General features: G+C 62.0%; 22 protein-coding genes, 1 pseudogene and 1 riboswitch. Of the genes and pseudogenes, 15 read left to right on the top strand and 8 right to left on the bottom strand.

What is annotated here, in order from left to right; translation table 11 throughout:
* The first annotated feature begins 5 nt into the window (after positions 1–5).
* From ACTJKM_RS09870 to ACTJKM_RS09855, 4 genes are all read left to right on the top strand, one after another.
* Entirely contained in the window at positions 6–1,304 is a 1,299-nt protein-coding gene (locus ACTJKM_RS09870; RefSeq protein WP_057251808.1) for an ABC transporter substrate-binding protein, read from the top strand.
* A gap of 209 nt (positions 1,305–1,513) precedes the next feature.
* On the top strand, positions 1,514–2,428 hold the full coding sequence (locus ACTJKM_RS09865) for an ABC transporter permease (RefSeq protein WP_057251809.1): 915 nt from the start codon (positions 1,514–1,516) through the stop codon (positions 2,426–2,428).
* A gap of 1 nt (position 2,429) precedes the next feature.
* Positions 2,430–3,251 carry an ABC transporter permease gene (locus ACTJKM_RS09860; RefSeq protein ID WP_058322891.1) on the top strand — a complete coding sequence of 274 codons (822 nt, stop codon included), beginning with the start codon at positions 2,430–2,432 and terminating at the stop codon, positions 3,249–3,251.
* 5 nt (positions 3,252–3,256) lie between these two features.
* Positions 3,257–3,994 carry an aspartate/glutamate racemase family protein gene (locus ACTJKM_RS09855; RefSeq protein WP_440660276.1) on the top strand — a complete coding sequence of 246 codons (738 nt, stop codon included), beginning with the start codon at positions 3,257–3,259 and terminating at the stop codon, positions 3,992–3,994.
* On the opposite strand, the gene ACTJKM_RS09850 is transcribed toward ACTJKM_RS09855, so the two are convergent.
* Entirely contained in the window at positions 3,952–4,896 is a 945-nt protein-coding gene (locus ACTJKM_RS09850; protein WP_057251812.1) for a LysR substrate-binding domain-containing protein, read from the bottom strand. The two genes, ACTJKM_RS09855 and ACTJKM_RS09850, sit on opposite strands and share 43 nt — an antisense overlap.
* Between ACTJKM_RS09850 and ACTJKM_RS09845 the strand changes: the two genes are divergently transcribed.
* From ACTJKM_RS09845 to nrdF, 5 genes are all read left to right on the top strand, one after another.
* Entirely contained in the window at positions 4,858–5,337 is a 480-nt protein-coding gene (locus ACTJKM_RS09845) for a hypothetical protein (protein ID WP_440660274.1), read from the top strand. The two genes, ACTJKM_RS09850 and ACTJKM_RS09845, sit on opposite strands and share 39 nt — an antisense overlap.
* Positions 5,338–5,626: 289 nt before the next feature.
* Positions 5,627–5,851, top strand: a riboswitch (cobalamin riboswitch).
* Positions 5,852–6,147: 296 nt separating this feature from the next.
* Positions 6,148–6,369, top strand: coding sequence for a glutaredoxin-like protein NrdH (nrdH, locus tag ACTJKM_RS09840; RefSeq protein WP_057251814.1), 222 nt, complete (start codon positions 6,148–6,150; stop codon positions 6,367–6,369).
* A gap of 12 nt (positions 6,370–6,381) precedes the next feature.
* Entirely contained in the window at positions 6,382–6,798 is a 417-nt protein-coding gene (nrdI, locus tag ACTJKM_RS09835) for a class Ib ribonucleoside-diphosphate reductase assembly flavoprotein NrdI (protein WP_058322887.1), read from the top strand.
* Complete coding sequence (nrdE, locus tag ACTJKM_RS09830) at positions 6,768–8,921, top strand: class 1b ribonucleoside-diphosphate reductase subunit alpha (protein WP_440660272.1); 2,154 nt, start codon at positions 6,768–6,770, stop codon at positions 8,919–8,921. The genes nrdI and nrdE overlap by 31 nt, the downstream gene beginning before the upstream one ends.
* Positions 8,922–9,100: 179 nt before the next feature.
* Complete coding sequence (gene nrdF / locus ACTJKM_RS09825) at positions 9,101–10,075, top strand: class 1b ribonucleoside-diphosphate reductase subunit beta (protein WP_058329769.1); 975 nt, start codon at positions 9,101–9,103, stop codon at positions 10,073–10,075.
* Between the two features lie 83 nt (positions 10,076–10,158).
* Here nrdF and ACTJKM_RS09820 read toward each other — a convergent pair whose 3' ends face one another.
* A complete protein-coding gene (locus tag ACTJKM_RS09820; protein WP_440660269.1) occupies positions 10,159–11,355 on the bottom strand; it encodes a multidrug effflux MFS transporter in 1,197 nt (398 codons plus the stop codon).
* A gap of 207 nt (positions 11,356–11,562) precedes the next feature.
* On the opposite strand from ACTJKM_RS09820, the gene ACTJKM_RS09815 reads away from it, so the two are divergent.
* Positions 11,563–12,243, top strand: coding sequence for a TetR/AcrR family transcriptional regulator C-terminal domain-containing protein (locus ACTJKM_RS09815; protein ID WP_058329767.1), 681 nt, complete (start codon positions 11,563–11,565; stop codon positions 12,241–12,243).
* 115 nt (positions 12,244–12,358) lie between these two features.
* Here the strand turns inward: ACTJKM_RS09815 and ACTJKM_RS09810 are convergent, their stop codons facing one another.
* The 4 genes and pseudogenes from ACTJKM_RS09810 to ACTJKM_RS09795 form a co-directional block, all read right to left on the bottom strand.
* Positions 12,359–12,643 carry an acylphosphatase gene (locus tag ACTJKM_RS09810; RefSeq protein WP_058322980.1) on the bottom strand — a complete coding sequence of 95 codons (285 nt, stop codon included), beginning with the start codon at positions 12,641–12,643 and terminating at the stop codon, positions 12,359–12,361.
* Positions 12,644–12,847: 204 nt separating this feature from the next.
* A pseudogene (locus ACTJKM_RS09805) lies at positions 12,848–13,003 on the bottom strand (FecR/PupR family sigma factor regulator); the annotation flags it as partial.
* 101 nt (positions 13,004–13,104) lie between these two features.
* Positions 13,105–13,611: an RNA polymerase sigma factor gene (locus ACTJKM_RS09800; protein WP_058329766.1), complete on the bottom strand. Its 507-nt coding sequence runs from the start codon at positions 13,609–13,611 to the stop codon at positions 13,105–13,107.
* Positions 13,612–13,850: 239 nt separating this feature from the next.
* Positions 13,851–14,768 (bottom strand): LysR substrate-binding domain-containing protein, encoded by a 918-nt coding sequence (locus ACTJKM_RS09795; RefSeq protein WP_440660267.1) that lies wholly within the window; start codon positions 14,766–14,768, stop codon positions 13,851–13,853.
* Positions 14,769–14,859: 91 nt separating this feature from the next.
* On the opposite strand from ACTJKM_RS09795, the gene ACTJKM_RS09790 reads away from it, so the two are divergent.
* From ACTJKM_RS09790 to ACTJKM_RS09770, 5 genes are read left to right on the top strand one after another with little or no spacing between them, the layout of a single operon-like run.
* A complete protein-coding gene (locus tag ACTJKM_RS09790) occupies positions 14,860–15,252 on the top strand; it encodes a hypothetical protein (RefSeq protein WP_058329764.1) in 393 nt (130 codons plus the stop codon).
* 2 nt (positions 15,253–15,254) lie between these two features.
* Positions 15,255–15,932, top strand: coding sequence for an SDR family oxidoreductase (locus ACTJKM_RS09785; RefSeq protein ID WP_440660265.1), 678 nt, complete (start codon positions 15,255–15,257; stop codon positions 15,930–15,932).
* Positions 15,933–15,976: 44 nt separating this feature from the next.
* A complete protein-coding gene (locus ACTJKM_RS09780) occupies positions 15,977–16,282 on the top strand; it encodes an oxidoreductase (RefSeq protein WP_440660305.1) in 306 nt (101 codons plus the stop codon).
* Positions 16,279–16,656 (top strand): hypothetical protein, encoded by a 378-nt coding sequence (locus ACTJKM_RS09775; protein WP_058329762.1) that lies wholly within the window; start codon positions 16,279–16,281, stop codon positions 16,654–16,656. Before ACTJKM_RS09780 ends, ACTJKM_RS09775 begins: the two co-directional genes overlap by 4 nt.
* Complete coding sequence (locus tag ACTJKM_RS09770) at positions 16,653–17,669, top strand: zinc-binding alcohol dehydrogenase family protein (RefSeq protein WP_440635621.1); 1,017 nt, start codon at positions 16,653–16,655, stop codon at positions 17,667–17,669. The genes ACTJKM_RS09775 and ACTJKM_RS09770 overlap by 4 nt, the downstream gene beginning before the upstream one ends.
* Before the next feature lie 17 nt (positions 17,670–17,686).
* Here ACTJKM_RS09770 and ACTJKM_RS09765 read toward each other — a convergent pair whose 3' ends face one another.
* Positions 17,687–18,181: a GAF domain-containing protein gene (locus tag ACTJKM_RS09765; protein WP_058329760.1), complete on the bottom strand. Its 495-nt coding sequence runs from the start codon at positions 18,179–18,181 to the stop codon at positions 17,687–17,689.
* A 342-nt stretch (positions 18,182–18,523) separates the two neighbouring features.
* The gene (locus tag ACTJKM_RS09760) at positions 18,524–19,573 is read right to left on the bottom strand and encodes a serine hydrolase domain-containing protein (protein ID WP_440635617.1); all 1,050 of its coding nucleotides are present in this window, start codon (positions 19,571–19,573) and stop codon (positions 18,524–18,526) included.
* Between the last annotated feature and the right edge of the window lie 61 nt (positions 19,574–19,634).

Below are 19,634 nucleotides of genomic sequence, written 5' to 3'. Positions count from 1 at the left end.
TGCACATGACGACTGAAACTAAAACCGAAAAGCCTGGCGCCGGCCTGACACGCCGATCGTTGTTGAAGACCGGCGCTGCCGCCGTCGGCGCCATCGCCGGATCGGGTGCCATTACCGGCTTCCCTACCATTTGGGCCCAGAACCCGATCACGCTTCGCCAGTTCGGCACCGGCGTTTCCAACATCAATGCGATTGCCGAGAAGTGCAAACAGGACCTCGGCATCACCTTGGAAATGACGGCGACCGATTCCGACGCCGCCGCCCAGCGTGCGGTGACCCAGCCCGATTCCTACGACATCGCCGACATCGAATACTGGATTGCCAAGAAGGTCTTCCCAGCCGGCGTGATGCAGCCGATGGACGTGAAAAAGATCAAGTACTTCGACAAGATCGTGCCGCTGTTCATCGACGGCAAGCTGAAACCCGAAAGCGTGGTCGCCCAGGGGACCGCACCGCACACCGTCGGCTTCGTCGAGGCGCAAGATTCCAAGACCTTCGCCAAGTCGCCGACCGACTGGATGACGCTGATCCCGACGATCTACAACGCCGACACGCTCGGCATTCGCCCCGATCTCGTCGGGCGCGAGATCTCGACCTGGGCCGACATCATGGACCCGGCGTTCAAGGGTAAGACCGCGATCCTCAACATTCCTTCGATCGGCATCATGGACGCCGCGATGATCATGGAGGCGCTCGGCAACATCAAATATGCCGACAAGGGCAACATGACCACGGACGAGATCGACAAGACGATCGACTTCCTGATCAAGGCCAAGCAGGACGGCCAGTTCCGTGCCTTCTGGAAGTCCTTCGACGAGAGCGTCAACCTGATGGCTTCGGGCGAAGTCGTCATCCAGTCCATGTGGTCGCCGGCCGTCGCCGCCGTCCGTTCCAAGGGCATCGCCTGCAAGTACCAGCCGCTGAAAGAAGGTTATCGCGCCTGGGGCGGCGGCCTCGGGCTTGCCGCCCATCTCCAGGGCGCACAGCTCGACGCGGCTTATGAGTACATCAACTGGTACCTCTCCGGCTGGGTCGGCGCCTACCTCAACCGTCAGGGCTACTACTCCGCCGCGATGGAGACCGCCAAGGGCTTCATGTCCGAGGACGAGTGGGGTTTCTGGGTGGAAGGCAAGCCCGCCCAAGGCGACATCCTTTCGCCGGAGGGCAAGATCATGGAGAAAGCGGGTGCGGTGCGCGACGGCGGCTCGTTCGAGGAACGCATGGGCAAGGTCGCCTGCTGGAACTCTGTGATGGACGAGGACCGTTACATGATCAAGCGCTGGAACGAGTTCATCGCGGCGTAATCGCCGGCGCGGAAGCGCCCCCCTCACCCTAACCTTCTCCCCGCAGGCGGGGAGAGGGGACGTGCCACATCGGCCGGCCGAGCGTGCACATAGGCGATCAAGAATGAGCGGGACGGCGACGCATCTCCCTTCTCCCGCAAGCGGCGAGAAGGTGCCGGCAGGCGGATGAGGGGCGGACCCCGATCGCAGAAATCCAGAGAGGAACGACGATGGCGACACTTGCGACGTCCCAGCCAGGGGAAATCAGGACAGAGAAGGCATCACGTCGCCGGGGCGCTCCGCGCGCGCTGGCCTCCCATCTCCAGGCAACCCCTCTCCTTTTGATCCTCGGCTTCTTCTTCGTGCTGCCGATCCTGACCATCATCGTCGTCAGCTTCTGGGACTATGACTTCGCCGGTCTCTATCCGGACTTCCTGACGATGAACTACGCCGATACGCTCGGCTCGTGGGTCACCTGGAAGACCTATCTCAACACGCTGAAATTCACCGTCCTCGTCTGGGCGCTGACGCTCTTAATCGGCTTCTGGGTCGCCTATTTCCTCGCCTTCCATGTCCGCACAACAACCATGCAGATGGTGCTGTTCCTCGTCTGCACCGTGCCGTTCCTGACCTCGAACATCATCCGCATGATATCCTGGATCCCGGTGCTCGGCCGCAACGGCCTTGTCAATTCGACCCTGATCGAGCTTGGCCTGATCCCACAGCCGATCGAGTGGCTGCTCTACTCCGACTTTGCCGTGGTGCTTGCCATGGTGCATCTCAACACGCTGTTCATGGTCACGCCGATCTTCAATACGCTGATGCGGATCGATCGCTCGCTGATCGAGGCGGCGCGCGACTGCGGCGCTTCCGGCGGCCAGATCCTCTGGAACGTCATCCTGCCGCTCGCCAAGCCGGGCATCGCGATCGGCTCGATCTTCGTCGTCACGCTCGTCATGGCAGATTTCTCAACGGTGCAGGTCATGTCCGGCGGCCAGAGCGCCTCCGTCGCGCTGATGATGAAAAACCAGATGTCTCTGCTGCAATATCCGGCAGCGGCCGCCAATGCCGTGGTGCTTCTGATCGTCGTGCTCTTTATGGTCGCCGCGATCCTGCGCGTCGTCGACATCCGCAAGGAGCTTTGACATGAACCACGAGAGACGCGGCAAGGAATTCTACCTGCTCGCAATCTTCTTCACGCTGTTCGTGCTGTTTCTCTACGGCCCGCTGTCGGCCGTGCTGATCCTGTCCTTCCAGGGACCGGACGGCGGCCTGACCTTTCCGCTGAACGGCCTATCGCTGCACTGGTTCTACAACCTTTTCGAACGGCAGGCGGTCGGGGACTTCGGCGCCTCATTCCGGCGCTCCTTTACGCTCGGCCTGATGGTAATGGCGGTCAACGTCGTGGTCGCCCTGCTTGCAGGCCTTGCCTTCCGCCGACGCTTCCGCGGCGCAACCGCGCTCTTCTATCTCACCGTCGCAAGTCTCGTCGTGCCGTCGATCATCATCTCGCTCGGCATCGGCGTCGTCTTCCAGCAGTTCGGCCTGAAGCCCGCCTGGTACTCCTCCGGCTTCGGCGCGCATCTCACCTGGACACTGCCTTTCGGCGTGCTCATCATGTTTGCGGTCTTCAACCGGTTCTCACCGGCCTACGAAGAAGCGGCGCGCGATCTCGGGGCGACGTCCTGGCAGACCTTCCAGCACGTTCTCCTGCCGATGATCGCGCCAAGCCTGATCGGCGTCGGCCTCTTCGGCTTCACGCTCTCCTACGACGAATTCGCCCGCACGCTGATGACTTCGGGCAGCTACAACACTCTGCCACTCGAGATCTACGGCATGACTACGAATGTGACGACGCCGGTGCTCTATGCGCTCGGCACGGTCACCACCCTCTTCTCCTTCACCATCATCCTCGTCGCGCTCGCAGTCATTCTGACCTTGCGACGCCGCCAGGCAAAGCTGAGCTAGGCTAGATGCGCATCCTGATCATCAATCCCAACACCACCGCGTCGATGACGGCCAAGGCAGCCGCGGCCGCTCGGACTGTCGCCAACCCTGCCACGGAAATTCTCGCGCGCACCTCCAGATCGGGACCGGCCTCGATCGAGGGGCATTATGACGGCGCCGTCGCCCTGCCGGGCCTGCTCGCCGAAATCCGCGACGGCGAGGCCGCAGGCGCCGATGCCGCGATCATCGCCTGCTTCGACGACACCGGCCTCGAGGCGGCCCGTGCGCTCGCCCGCATACCGGTGGTGGGGCTCTGCGAATCCGCCGTCGCGACCGCTGCCATGCTGGCGCAACGTTTCACCGTGGTCACCACGCTCGAACGGTCACGGGTGCTGATCGAGAATCTCGTCCGGCATTACGGCATGGGCGACCGGGCAAGGGTCCGCGCCGCCAACATCCCGGTGCTCGAACTGGAGGACAAGGCATCAGACGCGCTCGCCAAACTCCGGCGCGAGATCGAGCTGGCGCTCAATCAGGATGGCGCAGAAGCGATCGTGCTCGGCTGCGCCGGCATGGCCGATCTCGCCCGGGCGCTCCAAGCGGACTATGACGTCCCTGTCATCGACGGCGTTTCGGCCGCGGTCAAGCAGGCGGAAGCGCTCGTGTCACAGGGACTTATGACCAGCAAGCGCGGGGCCTATGCGTCGCCGCTCAGCAAGCCCTATTCAGGTTTCATGAGCGCGCTCGCTCCGACCCCGGCTTGAGGTGATGCCGACCTGGAATCGCCCACGACTGTCGCCAGCAGCGCATTCGATGCGTCGGCCTCGGCAATAATCCAATCGCGAAAAGCCTGGATCTTTTTCTGCCGCCTGCTGCTCTGCGGATAGACCAGCCAATAGGCGCGACCATCTCTTACCACATGGTCGAAGGGCCGGATGAGCCTGCCGCTCTTCAGTTCGTCCATCAGGAAGGTTGAAACGGCAATCGCGATGCCATGGTCGTTCAAAGTCGTCGTGACGTCCATCGCCTGGACGTCGAAGATCAGTTCGGTACCGTTGCTCGCCGGTGGCTCCACCCCGGTTTCGATCATCCATCGCCGCCACCAGCTGGCGTTGCCGAAGCGCCGTACACGCAGGACGTCCGAGGGATGCCTGAGCTGGTGCTTCTCCATGAAAGACGGCGTGCAGACCGGCATGTAATCGATAGGGAAAAGCGGGAACACGTCGTTGCCGGGCCAGTCGCCGTTGCCGCTGCGCACCACGAGATCGATGGCGTCACGCTTGAAGTCGATCAGCTCGGTCGACATGTGCACCCGGATGCTGATGTTCGGATGGGCCGTCTGGAACGAGGCGAGCCGCTGGCCGAGCCAGCTCGACACGACGGTCGGCAGCACGGAAATGTGCAGGTGGTGTTCGGTCTTGTCGGCAATCTCCGAGAAGGCCGCCCCGAGAAGGTCGATCGCTTCCGTCACCTTCGGCGCCAGCTGCCGCCCGGCCGCCGTCAGCCGAACCTCGCGCGGAAGACGAACGAAGAGCGGCGTGCCGATGCGCTCCTCCAACAGCCGGATCTGGTAGCTGACCGCCGCCTGCGTCATGCCGAGCTCGTCGGCGGCGCGGGTGAAGCTCAGATGTCTGGCGGCCGCTTCGAAGGCGCGCACGGCACTCATGGGAGGAATCTTGCTCATGGCCCTGACATAAGCATTCTTTATGCCAGCATGCGAGAAATCGCTTTGCGCGAAGCAGCAAAAATCCTCACTTTTTTCGCGAACACAACAGCAAAAACAAAGAGGATAGCAATGCTTAGCGCAGTGCGATCAACGATCCTTCATGCCCTGAACTGGGCCGGGAACGCGCTCAACCCGACCATCGACATCGATACGTTCAGCGAATTCCAGCTGAAGGATATCGGATTGACGCGGGATCACGAGACCGTCCGGGCGCACATCGGCGATATTGCCGATCCGTGGCATTGGCCGACGGACGGCAATCCGCGCAAGTCACCGCCCTCGTCGGAGCGGGATTGCGGCGACGCGCCGCAAATGGCAAGGGCTTCGCCTCGAGCCCAGCCCGGAGAAAACAAAGACGTAAGCATGTCGCTCTGCGATTGACGGAGCGCAGAGGCAAGAGACAGCGCAGTTGTCGTGATCTGCCACCTGCCAGCACGTGGACCGAATTCGGGAGAGATCCGGCGTGGCGTTTCTAAAAGCGACGTGCCGGAGCCTCTTCGCAAGTGATCGGCAACGGAGCGAGCGCCGGGCTCGAAGCCGAGAAGCTCTCCACCCACAGGTTTCGCCGCATCCCGTCGTTTACTCCTTGTTATCCACACGGCGAAAGAAATCACCTTCTCTCCCCGGCTTCAGGCACCTCGAACCTATTGACGCAGATTTGCGATGAACTACTATATCTAGTGTTCGAGGTTCTTTCGATTCGCAGGGATTGAGAGCTAAGACGGGAATACGGTGCGTCGGCGAGTTTTCGCCAGGCTATGCCGTAGCTGCCCCCGCAACTGTAGACGGCGAGCGACTGTCCGGAATTGGACCACTGAGGCATGAGGCCTCGGGAAGGTCGGGATGGAAGCTGAGACCCGTGAGCCAGGAGACCTGCCTCGAGCAACAAACGTCCACGGGCGGGGTGTCCGGAGGGGTTGAGTTGCGTGCGGCAGGATGAGCCTGCCTGATCGTCTCGACATCTCCCCGGCAGCCTTTCCAAAGCTTCGGGGTGAAGTCATGTCCGCGTCATTGAAATTCTATCGCTCGCCAATCAAGAGGCGCGGTTTCCCGCGCAACTGACGAAGAGGCATGCCCGGGCGTCGAGATCCGAGCGAGCCACAGCCATGACAGCCCTGCATTTCGCCGGATCGCGGTTGCGTGTCCGTGCACCTTCTCATGCTCTCATCCAGCCGACCAAACGAGGAAGAAATGAACGTTACCGTCTATAGCAAGCCCGCCTGCGTCCAATGCACCGCGACCTACCGGGCGCTCGATCGCCAGGGTGTCAACTACGAGGTCATTGATATCTCCATCGACCAGGACGCGCTCGAAACGGTCAAGGGCCTCGGTTACATGCAGCTTCCCGTCGTCGTCGCCGGCCCCGAACACTGGGCGGGTTTTCGCCCCGACAAGATCAGCGCGCTTTCCTAGAGGAGACAGGCGGTGGGCCTGATCGTCTATTTTTCCAGCCGCTCGGAAAACACCCATCGCTTCGTCGAAAAGCTCGGCCTTCGCGCAGCGCGTATTCCGCTCAAGGAAAGTAAGGCTTCGCTTACGGTTTCCGAGCCCTTCGTGTTGGTCGTGCCCACCTATTGCGGCGACGACGGCCGGGGTGCCGTGCCGAAACAGGTCATCCGCTTCCTCAACGATGCGGGCAACCGCTCTCACATCCGCGGCGTCATTGCTGCGGGCAACAGCAATTTCGGCGCGACCTACGGGATCGCCGGCGACGTCATCGCGGCCAAGTGCCGGGTGCCCTACCTCTACCGGTTCGAGCTGCTCGGAACCGAGGAGGACGTCGCCAATGTCAGAAACGGGATGGAACGATTTTGGACGTCTCAACACTCGAACGCCCCCTGAAGGCGACGGAACCGGCGCTCGACTATCATGCGCTGAACGCGATGCTGAACCTCTATGATGAAGAGGGACGGATCCAGCTCGACAAGGACCGGCTGGCGGCGAAGCAGTACTTCCTCCAGCACGTCAACCAGAACACCGTCTTCTTCCATAACCTCAGGGAGAAGCTCGATTATCTGGTGACCGAGGGCTACTATGAACAGCAGGTGCTGGATCAGTATTCCTTCAACTTCGTGCGCGATCTCTACGACCACGCTTATGGGAAGAAGTTCCGCTTCCCGACTTTCCTCGGCGCGTTCAAATACTACACGTCCTATACGCTGAAGACCTTTGACGGAAAGCGCTACCTGGAGCGCTACGAAGACCGCGTCTGTATGGTGGCGATGACGCTGGCGCGCGGCAACGAACAGCTTGCCCGCGATCTCGTCGACGAGATCATTTCCGGCCGTTTCCAGCCGGCGACGCCGACCTTCCTCAATGCCGGCAAAAAGCAACGCGGCGAGCTCGTCTCCTGCTTCTTGCTTAGGGTCGAGGACAATATGGAAAGCATCGGCCGCGCGATTAATTCCGCGTTGCAGCTCTCCAAGCGCGGCGGCGGCGTGGCGCTGTCGCTCACCAACATCAGAGAGATGGGCGCACCGATCAAGCAGATCGAAAACCAGTCCTCCGGCATCATCCCGGTGATGAAGCTCTTGGAAGACAGCTTCTCCTATGCCAACCAGCTTGGCGCCCGCCAGGGAGCAGGTGCTGTCTATCTCCACGCCCACCACCCGGATATCATGCGCTTCCTCGATACCAAGCGGGAAAATGCCGACGAGAAGATCCGTATCAAGACGCTGTCGCTCGGCGTCGTCATCCCGGACATCACCTTCGAGCTCGCCCGCAACAACGAGGACATGTATCTGTTCTCGCCCTATGACGTGGAGCGCGTCTACGGCGTGCCGCTGACCGAAATTTCGGTGACGGAGAAGTACCGCGAGATGGTCGAGGAAGCTCGTATCCGCAAGCGGAAGATCAAGGCGCGCGATTTCTTCCAGATCATTGCCGAAATCCAGTTCGAGAGCGGATACCCCTACATCATGTTCGAGGACACGGTGAACCGGGCGAACCCGATCGCCGGGCGCATCACCATGAGCAACCTCTGCTCGGAAATCCTGCAGGTGAGCGAGGCGAGCGAATTCAACGACGACCTCTCCTACGCAAAGATGGGCAAGGATATCTCTTGTAATCTCGGCTCGCTGAACATTGCCGCGGCGATGGACAGTCCGGATTTCGGCCAGACGATCGAGACCTCGATCCGCGCGCTCACCGCCGTCTCCGAAATGAGCCACATCTCTTCCGTGCCTTCGATCGAGAAGGGCAATGACGACAGCCACGCGATCGGCCTTGGCCAGATGAACCTGCACGGCTACCTCGCCCGCGAGCGCGTCTTCTACGGCTCCGAGGAAGGCATCGATTTCACCAACATCTATTTCTACACGGTGACCTATCACGCCATCCGCGCATCCAACCGGCTGGCGGTCGAGAAGGGCGTGACCTTCAAGGGCTTCGAGAACTCGAAATACGCGTCAGGCGAATATTTCGACAAATACACCGAAGCCGAATGGCTGCCGGCGACGGAGAAGGTGAAGGGCCTGTTCGAAGCGGCCGGCATCCGCATCCCGACGCAGGACGATTGGCTGGAACTGAAACAGGCGGTCACGCAAGGGGGCCTCTACAACCAGAACCTCCAGGCGGTGCCGCCGACGGGCTCGATCTCCTACATCAACCACTCGACCTCCTCTATCCACCCGATCGTCTCGAAGATCGAGATCCGCAAGGAAGGCAAGATTGGCCGCGTCTACTATCCGGCCGCCTTCATGACCAACGACAACCTCGAATATTACCAGGACGCCTACGAGATCGGGCCGGAGAAGATCATCGACACCTATGCGGCTGCGACCCAGCATGTCGATCAGGGCCTGTCGCTGACCCTGTTCTTCCGCGACACGGCGACGACGCGCGACATCAACCGCGCGCAAATCCACGCCTGGAAGAAGGGCATCAAGACCATCTACTACATCCGCCTTCGCCAGATGGCGCTTGAGGGCACGCAGGTCCAAGGCTGCGTTTCCTGCGCGTTGTAGCGCCGCGTTCCCATTAAGTGCCCCTCACCCTAACCCTCTCCCCGCCTGCGGGGAGAGGGTACCTGCCACACTGACGGCCCAGATTATGCGAGATGGCGCGGCATACACCTTCTCCCCGCAAGCGGGGAGAAGGTGCCGGCAGGCGGATGAGGGGCGTCCACGCCCGAGAGGACAACGAAATGAACATGCACACCAAGCCAGCAAACCGCATCCGCGCCATCAACTGGAACCGCATCGAGGACGACAAGGATCTGGAGGTCTGGAACCGGCTTACCGGCAATTTCTGGCTGCCGGAGAAGGTGCCGCTCTCCAACGACATCCCCTCCTGGGCGACCCTGAAGCCGGAGGAGCAGAAGCTCACCATCCGCGTCTTCACCGGCCTCACGCTGCTCGACACGATCCAGAACGGCGTCGGCGCTGTCAAGCTGATGGAGGATGCCATCACTCCGCACGAGGAGGCGGTGCTTTCCAACATCTCCTTCATGGAAGCGGTGCACGCGCGCTCCTATTCCTCGATCTTCTCGACGCTGTGCCCGACGCCCGATGTCGACGATGCGTACCGCTGGTCGGAGGAAAACGAGTTCCTGCAGAAGAAGTCGGCGCTGATCATGGAGCAGTATGCCTCCGCCGATCCGCTCAAGAAGAAGGTCGCCAGCGTCTTCCTCGAAAGTTTCCTGTTCTATTCCGGTTTCTATCTGCCGATGTACTGGTCGAGCCGCGCCAAGCTCACGAACACCGCCGATATGATCCGGCTGATCATCCGTGACGAGGCGGTGCACGGCTTCTATATCGGCTACAAGTTCCAGCGCGGCCTGGAGAGGCTGACCGAGGAACGCCGGCAGGAAATCAAGGACTTCGCCTTCGACCTGCTGCTCGAACTCTACGACAACGAGGCGAAATACACGGAAGCCCTTTATGACGGCGTCGGGCTTACCGAGGACGTGAAGAAGTTCCTGCACTACAACGCCAACAAGGCGCTGATGAACCTCGGCTACGAGGCGCTGTTCCCGGCTGAGGCCTGCAAGGTCAATCCGGCCATTCTCTCCGCGCTGTCGCCAAACGCCGACGAGAACCACGACTTCTTCTCCGGTTCCGGCTCCTCCTACGTCATCGGCAAGGCGGTCGCGACCGAAGACGAGGACTGGGATTTCTGAGGAACCCCAGGCACCTGCGGGAACATGAAGAACCGCCCGAGGACATGATGTCTTTGGGCGGCTCCGCGCATCAAAGGGGTTCGTTATTCCGCCGCGACCACCCGGCTGCGGCCGATCGTTGCCTGCGTCAGCAGGAAGGCGGCAAGCGCGCAAGCCGCGATGGCTCCGGCCATCGGCAGGGCGGTTCCGTCGAAGAAGAAGCTTGCGACAACCATCGCGACGGCGGCGGTGACGAAATGCAGCGTGCCCATCAGTGCCGATGCGGTGCCGGCGATTTCGCCGTGGTCCTCGAGGGCCAGCACCGCCGATGTCGGGATCACCAGGCCGAGCACACCGTAGCCGACGAACAGGAAGGCGGCCATGACGGGCAACTGGTTGAAGCCGAGGCTCATGACGATGAACATGCTGGTCATGGTGAGCGCAAAGGCGGCGACGGCGAGGTGCATCACCCGCACCAGGCCGAAACGCTCGCCAAGCCAGCCGGTCGCCTGCGACACCGCGAAGAACGAAACGGCATTCATCGAAAAGGCAATGCTGTATTGCGTTGGCGTCAGCCCGTAATGGTCGATCAGCACGAAGGGCGAGTTGGCGAGATAGACCAGGAACCCGGAGATCCCGAGCCCGCCGATGAAGGTGAGCGTCAGGAAGTTGCGATCTCTGAGCAGCAGGCGGTAGGCGGCGAGTGCGCTCCCCAGGCTGCTATCGGCGCGGTCCTTTTTGGGCCGGGTCTCCTGCAATTGCGTCGACAGCAGGATCAGCCCGATGAAGGCGGCGATCATCACCGCATAGAATACGCCGCGCCAGCCGTAGAACTGGATCACCGCGCTGCCGGCCAGTGGCGCCAGGATCGGCGAAATGCTGAAGACGAGCATCAAGAGCGACATCAGCCGCGCCGCCTGAACGCCGGTGTGCATGTCGCGGACGACGGCCCTTGGAATGACCATGCCGGCAGCGCCGCCAATGCCCTGCAAAAAGCGGAAGGCGATCAGGGTTTCGATGTCGGTTGCGAGCGCGCAGCCGACGCTGGCAACGGTGAAGAGGCCGATGCCGAGATAGAGCGGCGCCTTGCGTCCCCAGATATCGGAAAGCGGTCCGTAGAGGAGCTGCGAAATGGCAAAGGAAATGAAGAACGAGAGCAGACTGAGCTGCACGACGCCGGTTTCAGCAGCCAGGTCTTTGCCGATCGACGGCAAGGCAGGCAGATACATGTCGATTGCGAAGGGACCGATCGCCGAAATCAGACCGAGGACGATGGCCGTGCGAAGGAAGGACGCTGTCATGGCAATGATCTTTCAGAAATGGCGACAACGCTCCGGCACGAGGCCAGCATTGCTGCCGCCAGGATTGAAACTCGAAAGATGACGGTCGTGCCAGGATCGAACGTTTGGGAGACGCATCCTGCGCTGACTACTTAGTCCATTAATTTGGACACAGCTGTAAAATTAGACAGCATTGTCTAAATCGTCAATGGGCTCTATCTTCGCTCTATGAAAAAACATGACTTCGCCTCGCCGGACCCCCGCGTGCAAAAAGGACAGCTGGCGAAACGCGTCTCGATCCTGGAGGCGGCAGCCGAGGTGTTCTGCCGGGAGGGCTTTTCCGGCGCGGCCATCGACGAGATCGCCGCCGAAGCCGGCGTGTCGCGCCAGACCATCTACAACCATTACCGCGAAAAAGAGACGCTGTTCATGGCGGTGATCCAGGACATTATGGATCGCGCCAATGGCGTGCTCTTTTCGATCCTCGCGACCTTCCCTGAAACCGCCGACAATCTCGAAGACGAACTTGTCGCCTTCGCCGTCCGCCTCAACAAGAACTGCATCTGCAATCAGGATGCCAAGTTCATCCAGAAGCTGATCGCGACGGAGGGCAACCGCTATCCGCATCTTTTCCAGTTCTGGCGCGAACAGGGACCGGGCAAGACCGACAGGGCGCTGGCCGCACTCTTTGCCCGGCTCGCCCACTCAGCACCGCTCGACATCGATGACTTCGACCTCGCCGCCCGGCAGTTCATCGCGCTGATCAAGGCAGACTTGCAGATGGGCGGGCTTTTCGGCGAGGCCCCGAGCGAAGCGGAACTGGAAGTCAGCGCCCATAAGGCGGTCATGACGTTTCTCCGTGCCTATGGCCGCGAGCAGAGAACGAGCAGTCTCGAAGCGCAACATTGATATCCCGCACGATCGCCGCAGGGCTGTGCCCATTGCGACAGCCGCGCACGCTCTAATGCGGCAGGAGAACTGAAGCTCAACCTGTATTAGGCAGCATCACTAGAGGCACGAATGCCTATCTGGTGATCCGAAAGCCGCTGACGCCTTCCGGCGCTTCGACGAACTCGGCAACGACCTTCGAAACCCACGCGGCCGGGGGCCCTTCATGCAGGCGCTCGAGCATGAGGGTGATTGCCTCCTCCGGGCCGCTGATCAGAGCGGCGACCGAGCCATCGGCTTCGTTTCGAACCCATCCGACGAGACCGAGCTTCTGCGCCTCGTCACGGGCCCAAACCCTGAAGCTAACGCCTTGTACCCGCCCGAGGATTCGGACCAACGCCGTCTTGCTGGTCTCAGACATGATCTCGTCTCCGTCACCGTTTGCCACGCTATCTGGCGCGAGGAGGGGCAAAGGCAAGTCATCCGCGAGCGAGAGCATGGCGAAACCCGCTGCAAGACAGAGCCCGACGAAACCGCCGACCCGACGGCGGCGTTGGGCGTGCAATTCACCGAGGCGCTCGCTGGGGATCGGCACGTCTCCGAGATCGCTCCAGAGCGCCCGCAATTCTTCATAGGCCATCCGGTGATCGGGATGTGCGCAAATCCAGAGCTCGAACGCCGCACGGTCGGCGGCCGTCGCGTCGTCGGACTGCAACTTCGCAACCCACGTCGCCGCCGCTTCCAGAACGCTGTCATCGATGGTCTGGCGATTGCCGTTCATGCGCGTCTTCCGGTCGAACTGAAAATGCCGTCAAGCGAACCCTCCAAGGGAATCGCCTCAATCATCTTAGAGTTGAAAGAACGGTTTGACCTGACGTTCGCTCAGAAAATAATCTCGGCGCGCATCTTCCGGCATTCGAGCAGCGCTCGAATGATATGCTTTTCGACCATGTTTCTCGAGATGCCGAGCTCATCGGCGATCGCGCCGTTGCTCAAGCCGTGCAGGCGGCTGAGGATGAAGACCTGCTGGCAGCGGTTCGGAAGGCCCTGGATGGTGCGCGCCATGATCAGCAGGCACTGGCGGGCGTTGACGATGCGATCCTGGATCGGTCTGTCCTCCGCATGCTCCAGGCCTTCGCTGTCCTTGACGAACATCGCTCGCTCCCGCGCTGCTCGCTCGGACGCGACCCGCGCGACCGAGCGAGCGACCTGGAACAGGTAGGCCTGCGGGTTCTCGATCAGCGTCGAGCGCGATGCCTCCAGCATGCGCACGAAGGTCTCCTGGGTGGCGTCGACGGCGTCCTCGCGGTTTCTGAGGCGGCGGCTGAAGAAGCGACGGATCCTGCCCTCTTCCCGCTCGTGAAGCCCCCGCACCATCGCATCGGTCATCAATCTGCCTCTCCAGCGTGCGGCTGTCGCACCATCATCCTGAACGTACGGCTCGATCGCTGCCGCTTATCTTGAATACGTTACTCATGTTTCATAAGTGAAGCGGAGGTGTGCTGCAATGCACTGACGTGCGGCATGACGAACCGAAACTGCGTCAGACCGGCCGCGCCGTCTATTGGAAAAGGACTGTTGCGCGAAGGCCACGGCGTCTGGTACGGGCGCGACCCTGATTGGCGGCTTCAGGTTTGTCCCTTGCTCGGCAAAACACTCTCGATGGAACTCAGCTCCGAGGCGATGCGGTCTATCAGCAGTCGCACCCGGCGCGGCTGGACGGTGAGCGGCGGATAGACGATCTGCAATCCCGTCCCACCTATAGAGAAATCCTTCAGGAGTTCGACAAGGGCACCGGACGCCAGGTCCTCGGCAATGTCCCAGACGGATTTGAGCGCGATGCCGTGCCCCGCGCGGCACCATTCCCCAACCACCCCGCCGTCATTGGCGACGCGCCTGCCGCGCACCATGACCTTGTGCGGCTTGCCATCGACCTGAAAAGCCCACTCCCTGTCGAGATTGGAGCCGAAGCGCATGATGATGCAGTCGTGACGGGAAAGATCGTCCGGATGCTCCGGTCGGCCCCTGGCCTCCAGATAGGCGGGTGCGGCGCAGGCGACCCGACGGTTTTCGCCGAGCGAGCGCGACCGGAGCGTACTGTCGGCAAGCACGCCGTGGCGGATGGCGAAATCCATGCCCTGCCCGACCAGATCGACGTAGCCATCGGTAAGGTTGAGATCCACCGTCACGTCGGGGTGCTCGGCAAGGAAGCGGTCGAGGATCGGTACGACGTAGCGTCTACCCATGTCCTCCGGCGCGCTGAGCCGGATCGGACCGGAGATCATGCGGGCGCCCGAGCGAATTCCGCTCTCGAGTTCGTCGGCCTCCGCCAGCAGCCGGCGGGCACCATCGACCAGCAGGCGCCCCTCCTCCGTCAGGCTGATTGCGCGCGTCGTGCGTTTCAGAAGGGCAGCACCGTAGTGGGCTTCAAGCGCCGCCAACCGCTCGGAAACAGAGGCCGGCGACAGGCCCTTTTCGCGACCTGCGGCGGAAAGCCCGCCCTTTTCGACGATCAAAAGGAACAGAGCCAGATTGTCGAGCAACATTTTTCGCCTCTTCCGAAATATACTTTTGGAAATAAGCCAATTATCCGGATGCGCCGCAAGAGCTAAATTCCTTCCCGAAAGGAGACGCGGCATGCATCTCGACCACGTGACCATCCGCACAGGCGACATCGCGGGCACGCGCGCGTTCTTCGAGACGGTCTTCGACCTGACCGTCGGCGAGCGCCCGGCGGCGATCCGGCGCATCCCGGGCTACTGGCTCTACGCCGACGGCAAACCGATCGTGCACATCATCGGCAGCCAAGGCAGCGGTTTCGACCGGGCCGCCGAGGCTATCGATCACGTCGGCTTCCGGCTCGACAACTACGCAGCCTTCCGGGCCAGGCTCGACCGGCTCGCCATTCCCTACTCGACCATGGACCTTGCCGACATCGGCGAGCGCCGGCTGTTTCTACGCACGCCCGGCGGTCCGTTGCTTGAAGCCGTCTTTTCCGAACCCGTTCCCCCACATTCCCCTGGAGCATGAGAATGACCATGACATTCAATGACAATACCGTTTCCGTCGTCATCGGCGGCACGAGCGGCATCGGCGCCGCCGTTGCCAAGGCGCTGACCCAGCGTCCCGGCCGGGTCGAGATCGCCAGCCGCGCCACCGGCCTCGATATCGCCGACGCCGCTTCCGTTGCCGCCTACTTCCGCAAGCTCGGGCCGATCGACCATCTGGTCGTCACGGCCGGTTCTTCGGCCCCCGGCGGCAAGGTTGCCGATATCGACCTGGATGCCGCCAAGGCCGCCTTCGACGTCAAGTTCTGGGGCTCGATCGTGCTCGCCCGCGAAGCGGCCAGGTATATACGTCCAGGCGGCACGATCACCTTCACCTCAGGTTTTCTCGCCCGCCGGACTGTTCCCGGCACCTTCGTCAAGACCGCGATGAATGCCGCTCTCGAGGCCGTGGCGAAGATCCTGGCCAGGGAACTGGCGCCGCTGCGCGTCAATGTCGTCAGCCCCGGACTGACGCAGACCGAGGCCTATGCCGGCATGGCCGGCGACGCCCGCGAGGCCATGTTCGATCGCGCCGCAGCGACTTTGCCCGCCGGCCGGTACGGGAAGCCAGAGGACATCGCCCGTGGCTACCTCTTTGCCATCGACAATCCATTCGCCACCGGATCCGTCATCGACATCGAAGGCGGCGCGCTCATCAACTGACGCAAACGCCCGCTCCGACGTTTCGCCCGTAAAAGGACCGCCCCATACCGACAACACTCTTTTCTCCTGTCTCCCTCGGCTCGTTGACCCTGCCGAACCGCATTGCGCTCGCGCCGATGACGCGGGCGCGCAGCAACCAGCCGGGCAACGTCCCGAATACACTGATGGCCGATTACTATGCCCGGCGCGCCTTGGCCTCGACGCAGGGTCAGGGCTCCTTCATCGCCAATCCGGACCTGCCGCGCCGGCTGAAGGAGGGCCTGCCGCTTGCAACGTTCGACAGAACCAAGCTTTTCGGCGGCAGTACCGACGGATATTCTACCTATCCGGCGCTGGAGGACGCCGCATGAGCGCGCCATTGACGGAACACGAGCGCGCGGAAGCCTTGGTCAACGATCGCATTGGCACCGAGCTGGTACTAAAGGAAGAGAGCCTGCGCGTCTGGCATCTGCGGCTGAAGCCCGGTGAAACGCTTCGCCCCCATCGCCACGACCGGCCCTATTTCTGGACGGCGCTGACCGACGGTACGGCACGGTCGCGCTCGGGCGACGGAAAGGTCACGGACGTGGTCTACCGCGCCGGCGACACGCGCCACTTTAGCGACCTGACGCCGGAGACCGCCTTCGTGCACGATCTGACCAATAGCGGCGGCGCCGAACTCGTCTTCGTCACCGCCGAATTCACAGCCCAAGACCATTCGTCCATGACAAGGAGCAAGCCATGAAAGCCGTCGCCCTCACCCGTTATCTCCCGGTTTCCGACCCGCAGTGCTTCCTCGATGTCGACCTGCCGAAGCCGGAAGCCAAGGGGCATGACATTCTGGTGGCCGTCCATGCGGTCGCCGTCAATCCGGTGGATGTGAAGATGCGCGCGCCGAAGGACAAGATCGAGGAAACGCCGCGCGTACTCGGCTGGGATGCCAGCGGCGTGGTCGAAGCGGTCGGCCCCGATGTGACCCTGTTTAAGCCCGGCGACCATGTCTACTACGCCGGCGACCTCACGCGATCCGGCACGAACCAGCAGTATCAGCTTGTCGACGAACGCATCGTCGGGCGCAAACCGAAGTCGCTAAGCTTCGCCGAGGCAGCCGCCCTGCCGCTGACGACGATCACCGCCTATGAAGCCTTCTTCGACCGGCTCGGGATCGACCGGGACGGTGCGGATCGCGGCCAGTCGATCCTGATTGTCGGCGGCGCCGGCGGCGTCGGCTCGATCGGCATCCAGCTTGCCAAGCGCGCCGGACTTACCGTGATCGCCACGGCCTCGCGGCCGGAGACCATCGCCTGGGTGAAGGAACTCGGCGCCGACCACGTCGTCAGCCACCGCGAGCCGCTGGTTGCCCAGGTCAGGGCGCTCGGCTTCTCCCATGTCGACCACATCGCCATCTTCAACGACATGCGCCATTGGGACGACGCGGTAGAGCTGATCCGGCCTCAAGGGGGCATCGTTTCGATCGACAACACCGACGTGCCAATGCCGATGGCGGGCATGAAGACCAAGGCGGCGAGCCTGCATTGGGAATTCATGTTCGCACGCCCGATGCACCAGACGCCTGACATGATCGAGCAGCATCGGCTGCTGTCCTTCGTCGCCGACGAGATCGATGCCGGACGGCTGAAAACGACGCTTGCCGAGGTGCTGTCGCCGATCAATGCCGCAAACCTGCGCGAAGCGCACCGGCGCGTCGAGACCGGTGCTGCCAAGGGCAAGATCGTCATCGAAGGTTTTGAAGGCTAGCGCGCCCAGCTACCGATCTAACTGAAATCGCTCGCCGCGACGTAAATCGCGGCGAGCACCTCGAAACCAGCCTGATCCTCGGCATCAAAACGGTTGGGGCTCGGGCTGTCGAGATCGAGCACGCCGAGCACTCTGCCATCCTTGAGCAAAGGCACGACGAGCTCGGAGCGGGACCCGGCATCGCAGGCGATATGCCCGGGAAAGGCATGCACATCGGGCACCAGCATCGTCTGCCGTTGCGTGGCGGCAGCCCCGCAGACCCCTTTACCGACCGGAATGCGCACGCAGGCGACCTTGCCCTGAAACGGCCCGAGCACCAGTTCGTCATTCGGCCGTAGGAAATAGAAGCCGGCCCAGTTCAGATCCGGCACCAGATCGAAAACGAGGGCGGAAAGATTGGCGGCATTGGCGATGAAGTCGCGCTCGTCATGCAGAAGCCCGCCGAGCTGGCTCGCCAGTTCGCGGTAGAATTCGGGTTTGTTGCCGGTCTCGATTGTCTTCGTGGCAAACACTGTCTTACCTTTCAATTCTTCGCATACTTTGGCGCTCTGTGGCGGCGCGGCAATGGTTGATCGCTCCTGTGCGACAATTCGCGTGCAGCAATATCACCAACCTCGAACGCAGCAAATTGCGATCGCTCGTATGCAATCGATATATCCAATCCGACATATCGATTGCATATGCACGCACGGGACTTTCGCGGCAATTCCCGACACCAGGTCGCCGGTATCGAGCTTGCAGAATTCGAGGCGTCTCAGGACGATTTGAAGGACGCGTCCGCGATCGAATGCCTGCCCGATATCGTGGGGCAGCTGTTGGGCACGCGCCAGCCGGCATGAGGCACGGCAGGCTTGTCATCCGTCCGTTTCCGGAGCGGCCTCCACCCTTGTGATGATCTCGCCGAGCACAAAGTGTAGAGCATCGCGGTAGCCGTTGCGGGCTGACGGTCCGCTCTCGGCCGAGGTCATCACCACGGTCAGATCGAGGCTCGGCACGATGTAGAGCATCTGCCCGCCGTAGCCCCAGGCGAAGTGCACCTCCTCGCCAGCGATCTGACGGTCGAACCAGCCGTAACCGTACTCGTCCCCGGAGAAACGCGAATTGGTGCGGTGCTGCCAGGATGCTGCGATCCATTCTGATGACACAAGCTGCTGGCCTGAGGTCGCGCGGCCGCCATTGCGGTAGAGTTCGCCGAAGGCAAGCAGGGAACGGGCGCTCATCGCCATCTGGTTGCCCCCGAGATAGATGCCTTGGGGATCGCGATCCCAGGATCCGATGCGAAAACCCTCGAGTAGCCCCAGCCAGTCGCTTGCCAGCGCCAGGGTTGACTTGCCGCTGACCTTCGTCAGGATCGCCGAAAGCAGGTGGGTCGATGCGGTGGAATAGAGCATCTCACCGCCCGGGTCGTCGTCGAAGGGCTGAGCGAGCGCCGTACGCACCCAGTTGCTGCTCGCGACCCATCGGCCATAGTTCGGCCCCGACAGCCGGCCAAGCCCGGCCTGCATCGACAGCAGGTTGCCGATGGTGATGTCGTTGATGCGCGGATCAGGCGAAGCCGGCAGGTCCGTCTTCAGGATCGGCGCGATCTTCTGGTCCGGCCCTTCGAGCAATCCCTTGTCGATCGCAATGCCGACCAGCGCCGAGATGATCGATTTTGACGCCGACTTGATGTTGGTCGAGTCGGTCACGCGGTTGCCGCGATAGCCGCGCTCGGCGAGGACCTTGCCGTCACGCGCGACGATCACGGTCTTCAGGGGCTCAAGCTCCTGCCGCGAAGCCAGTTCTTCCAGCAAGGTCGAAACCGGCGCCACCACCTGGGCAGCCGCCGGCAAGGTGAGCAACGTCAGGACGACGAGTGCCAAGGCGACGATCCGGGCGAAGAGAACGGCAGCAAATCTGAACATGGAACAGCATCTAAGACGATCTTCCGCCGCCGTCATCCACTGCACGGCCATCTCACGGCGA

The organism is Ensifer sp. 22460 (assembly GCF_052044935.1).
In the GTDB taxonomy this organism is placed as follows: domain Bacteria; phylum Pseudomonadota; class Alphaproteobacteria; order Rhizobiales; family Rhizobiaceae; genus Ensifer.
The sequence above is the reverse complement of the archived record's forward strand: the minus strand, read 5'-3'. Positions and strand labels throughout refer to the sequence as shown.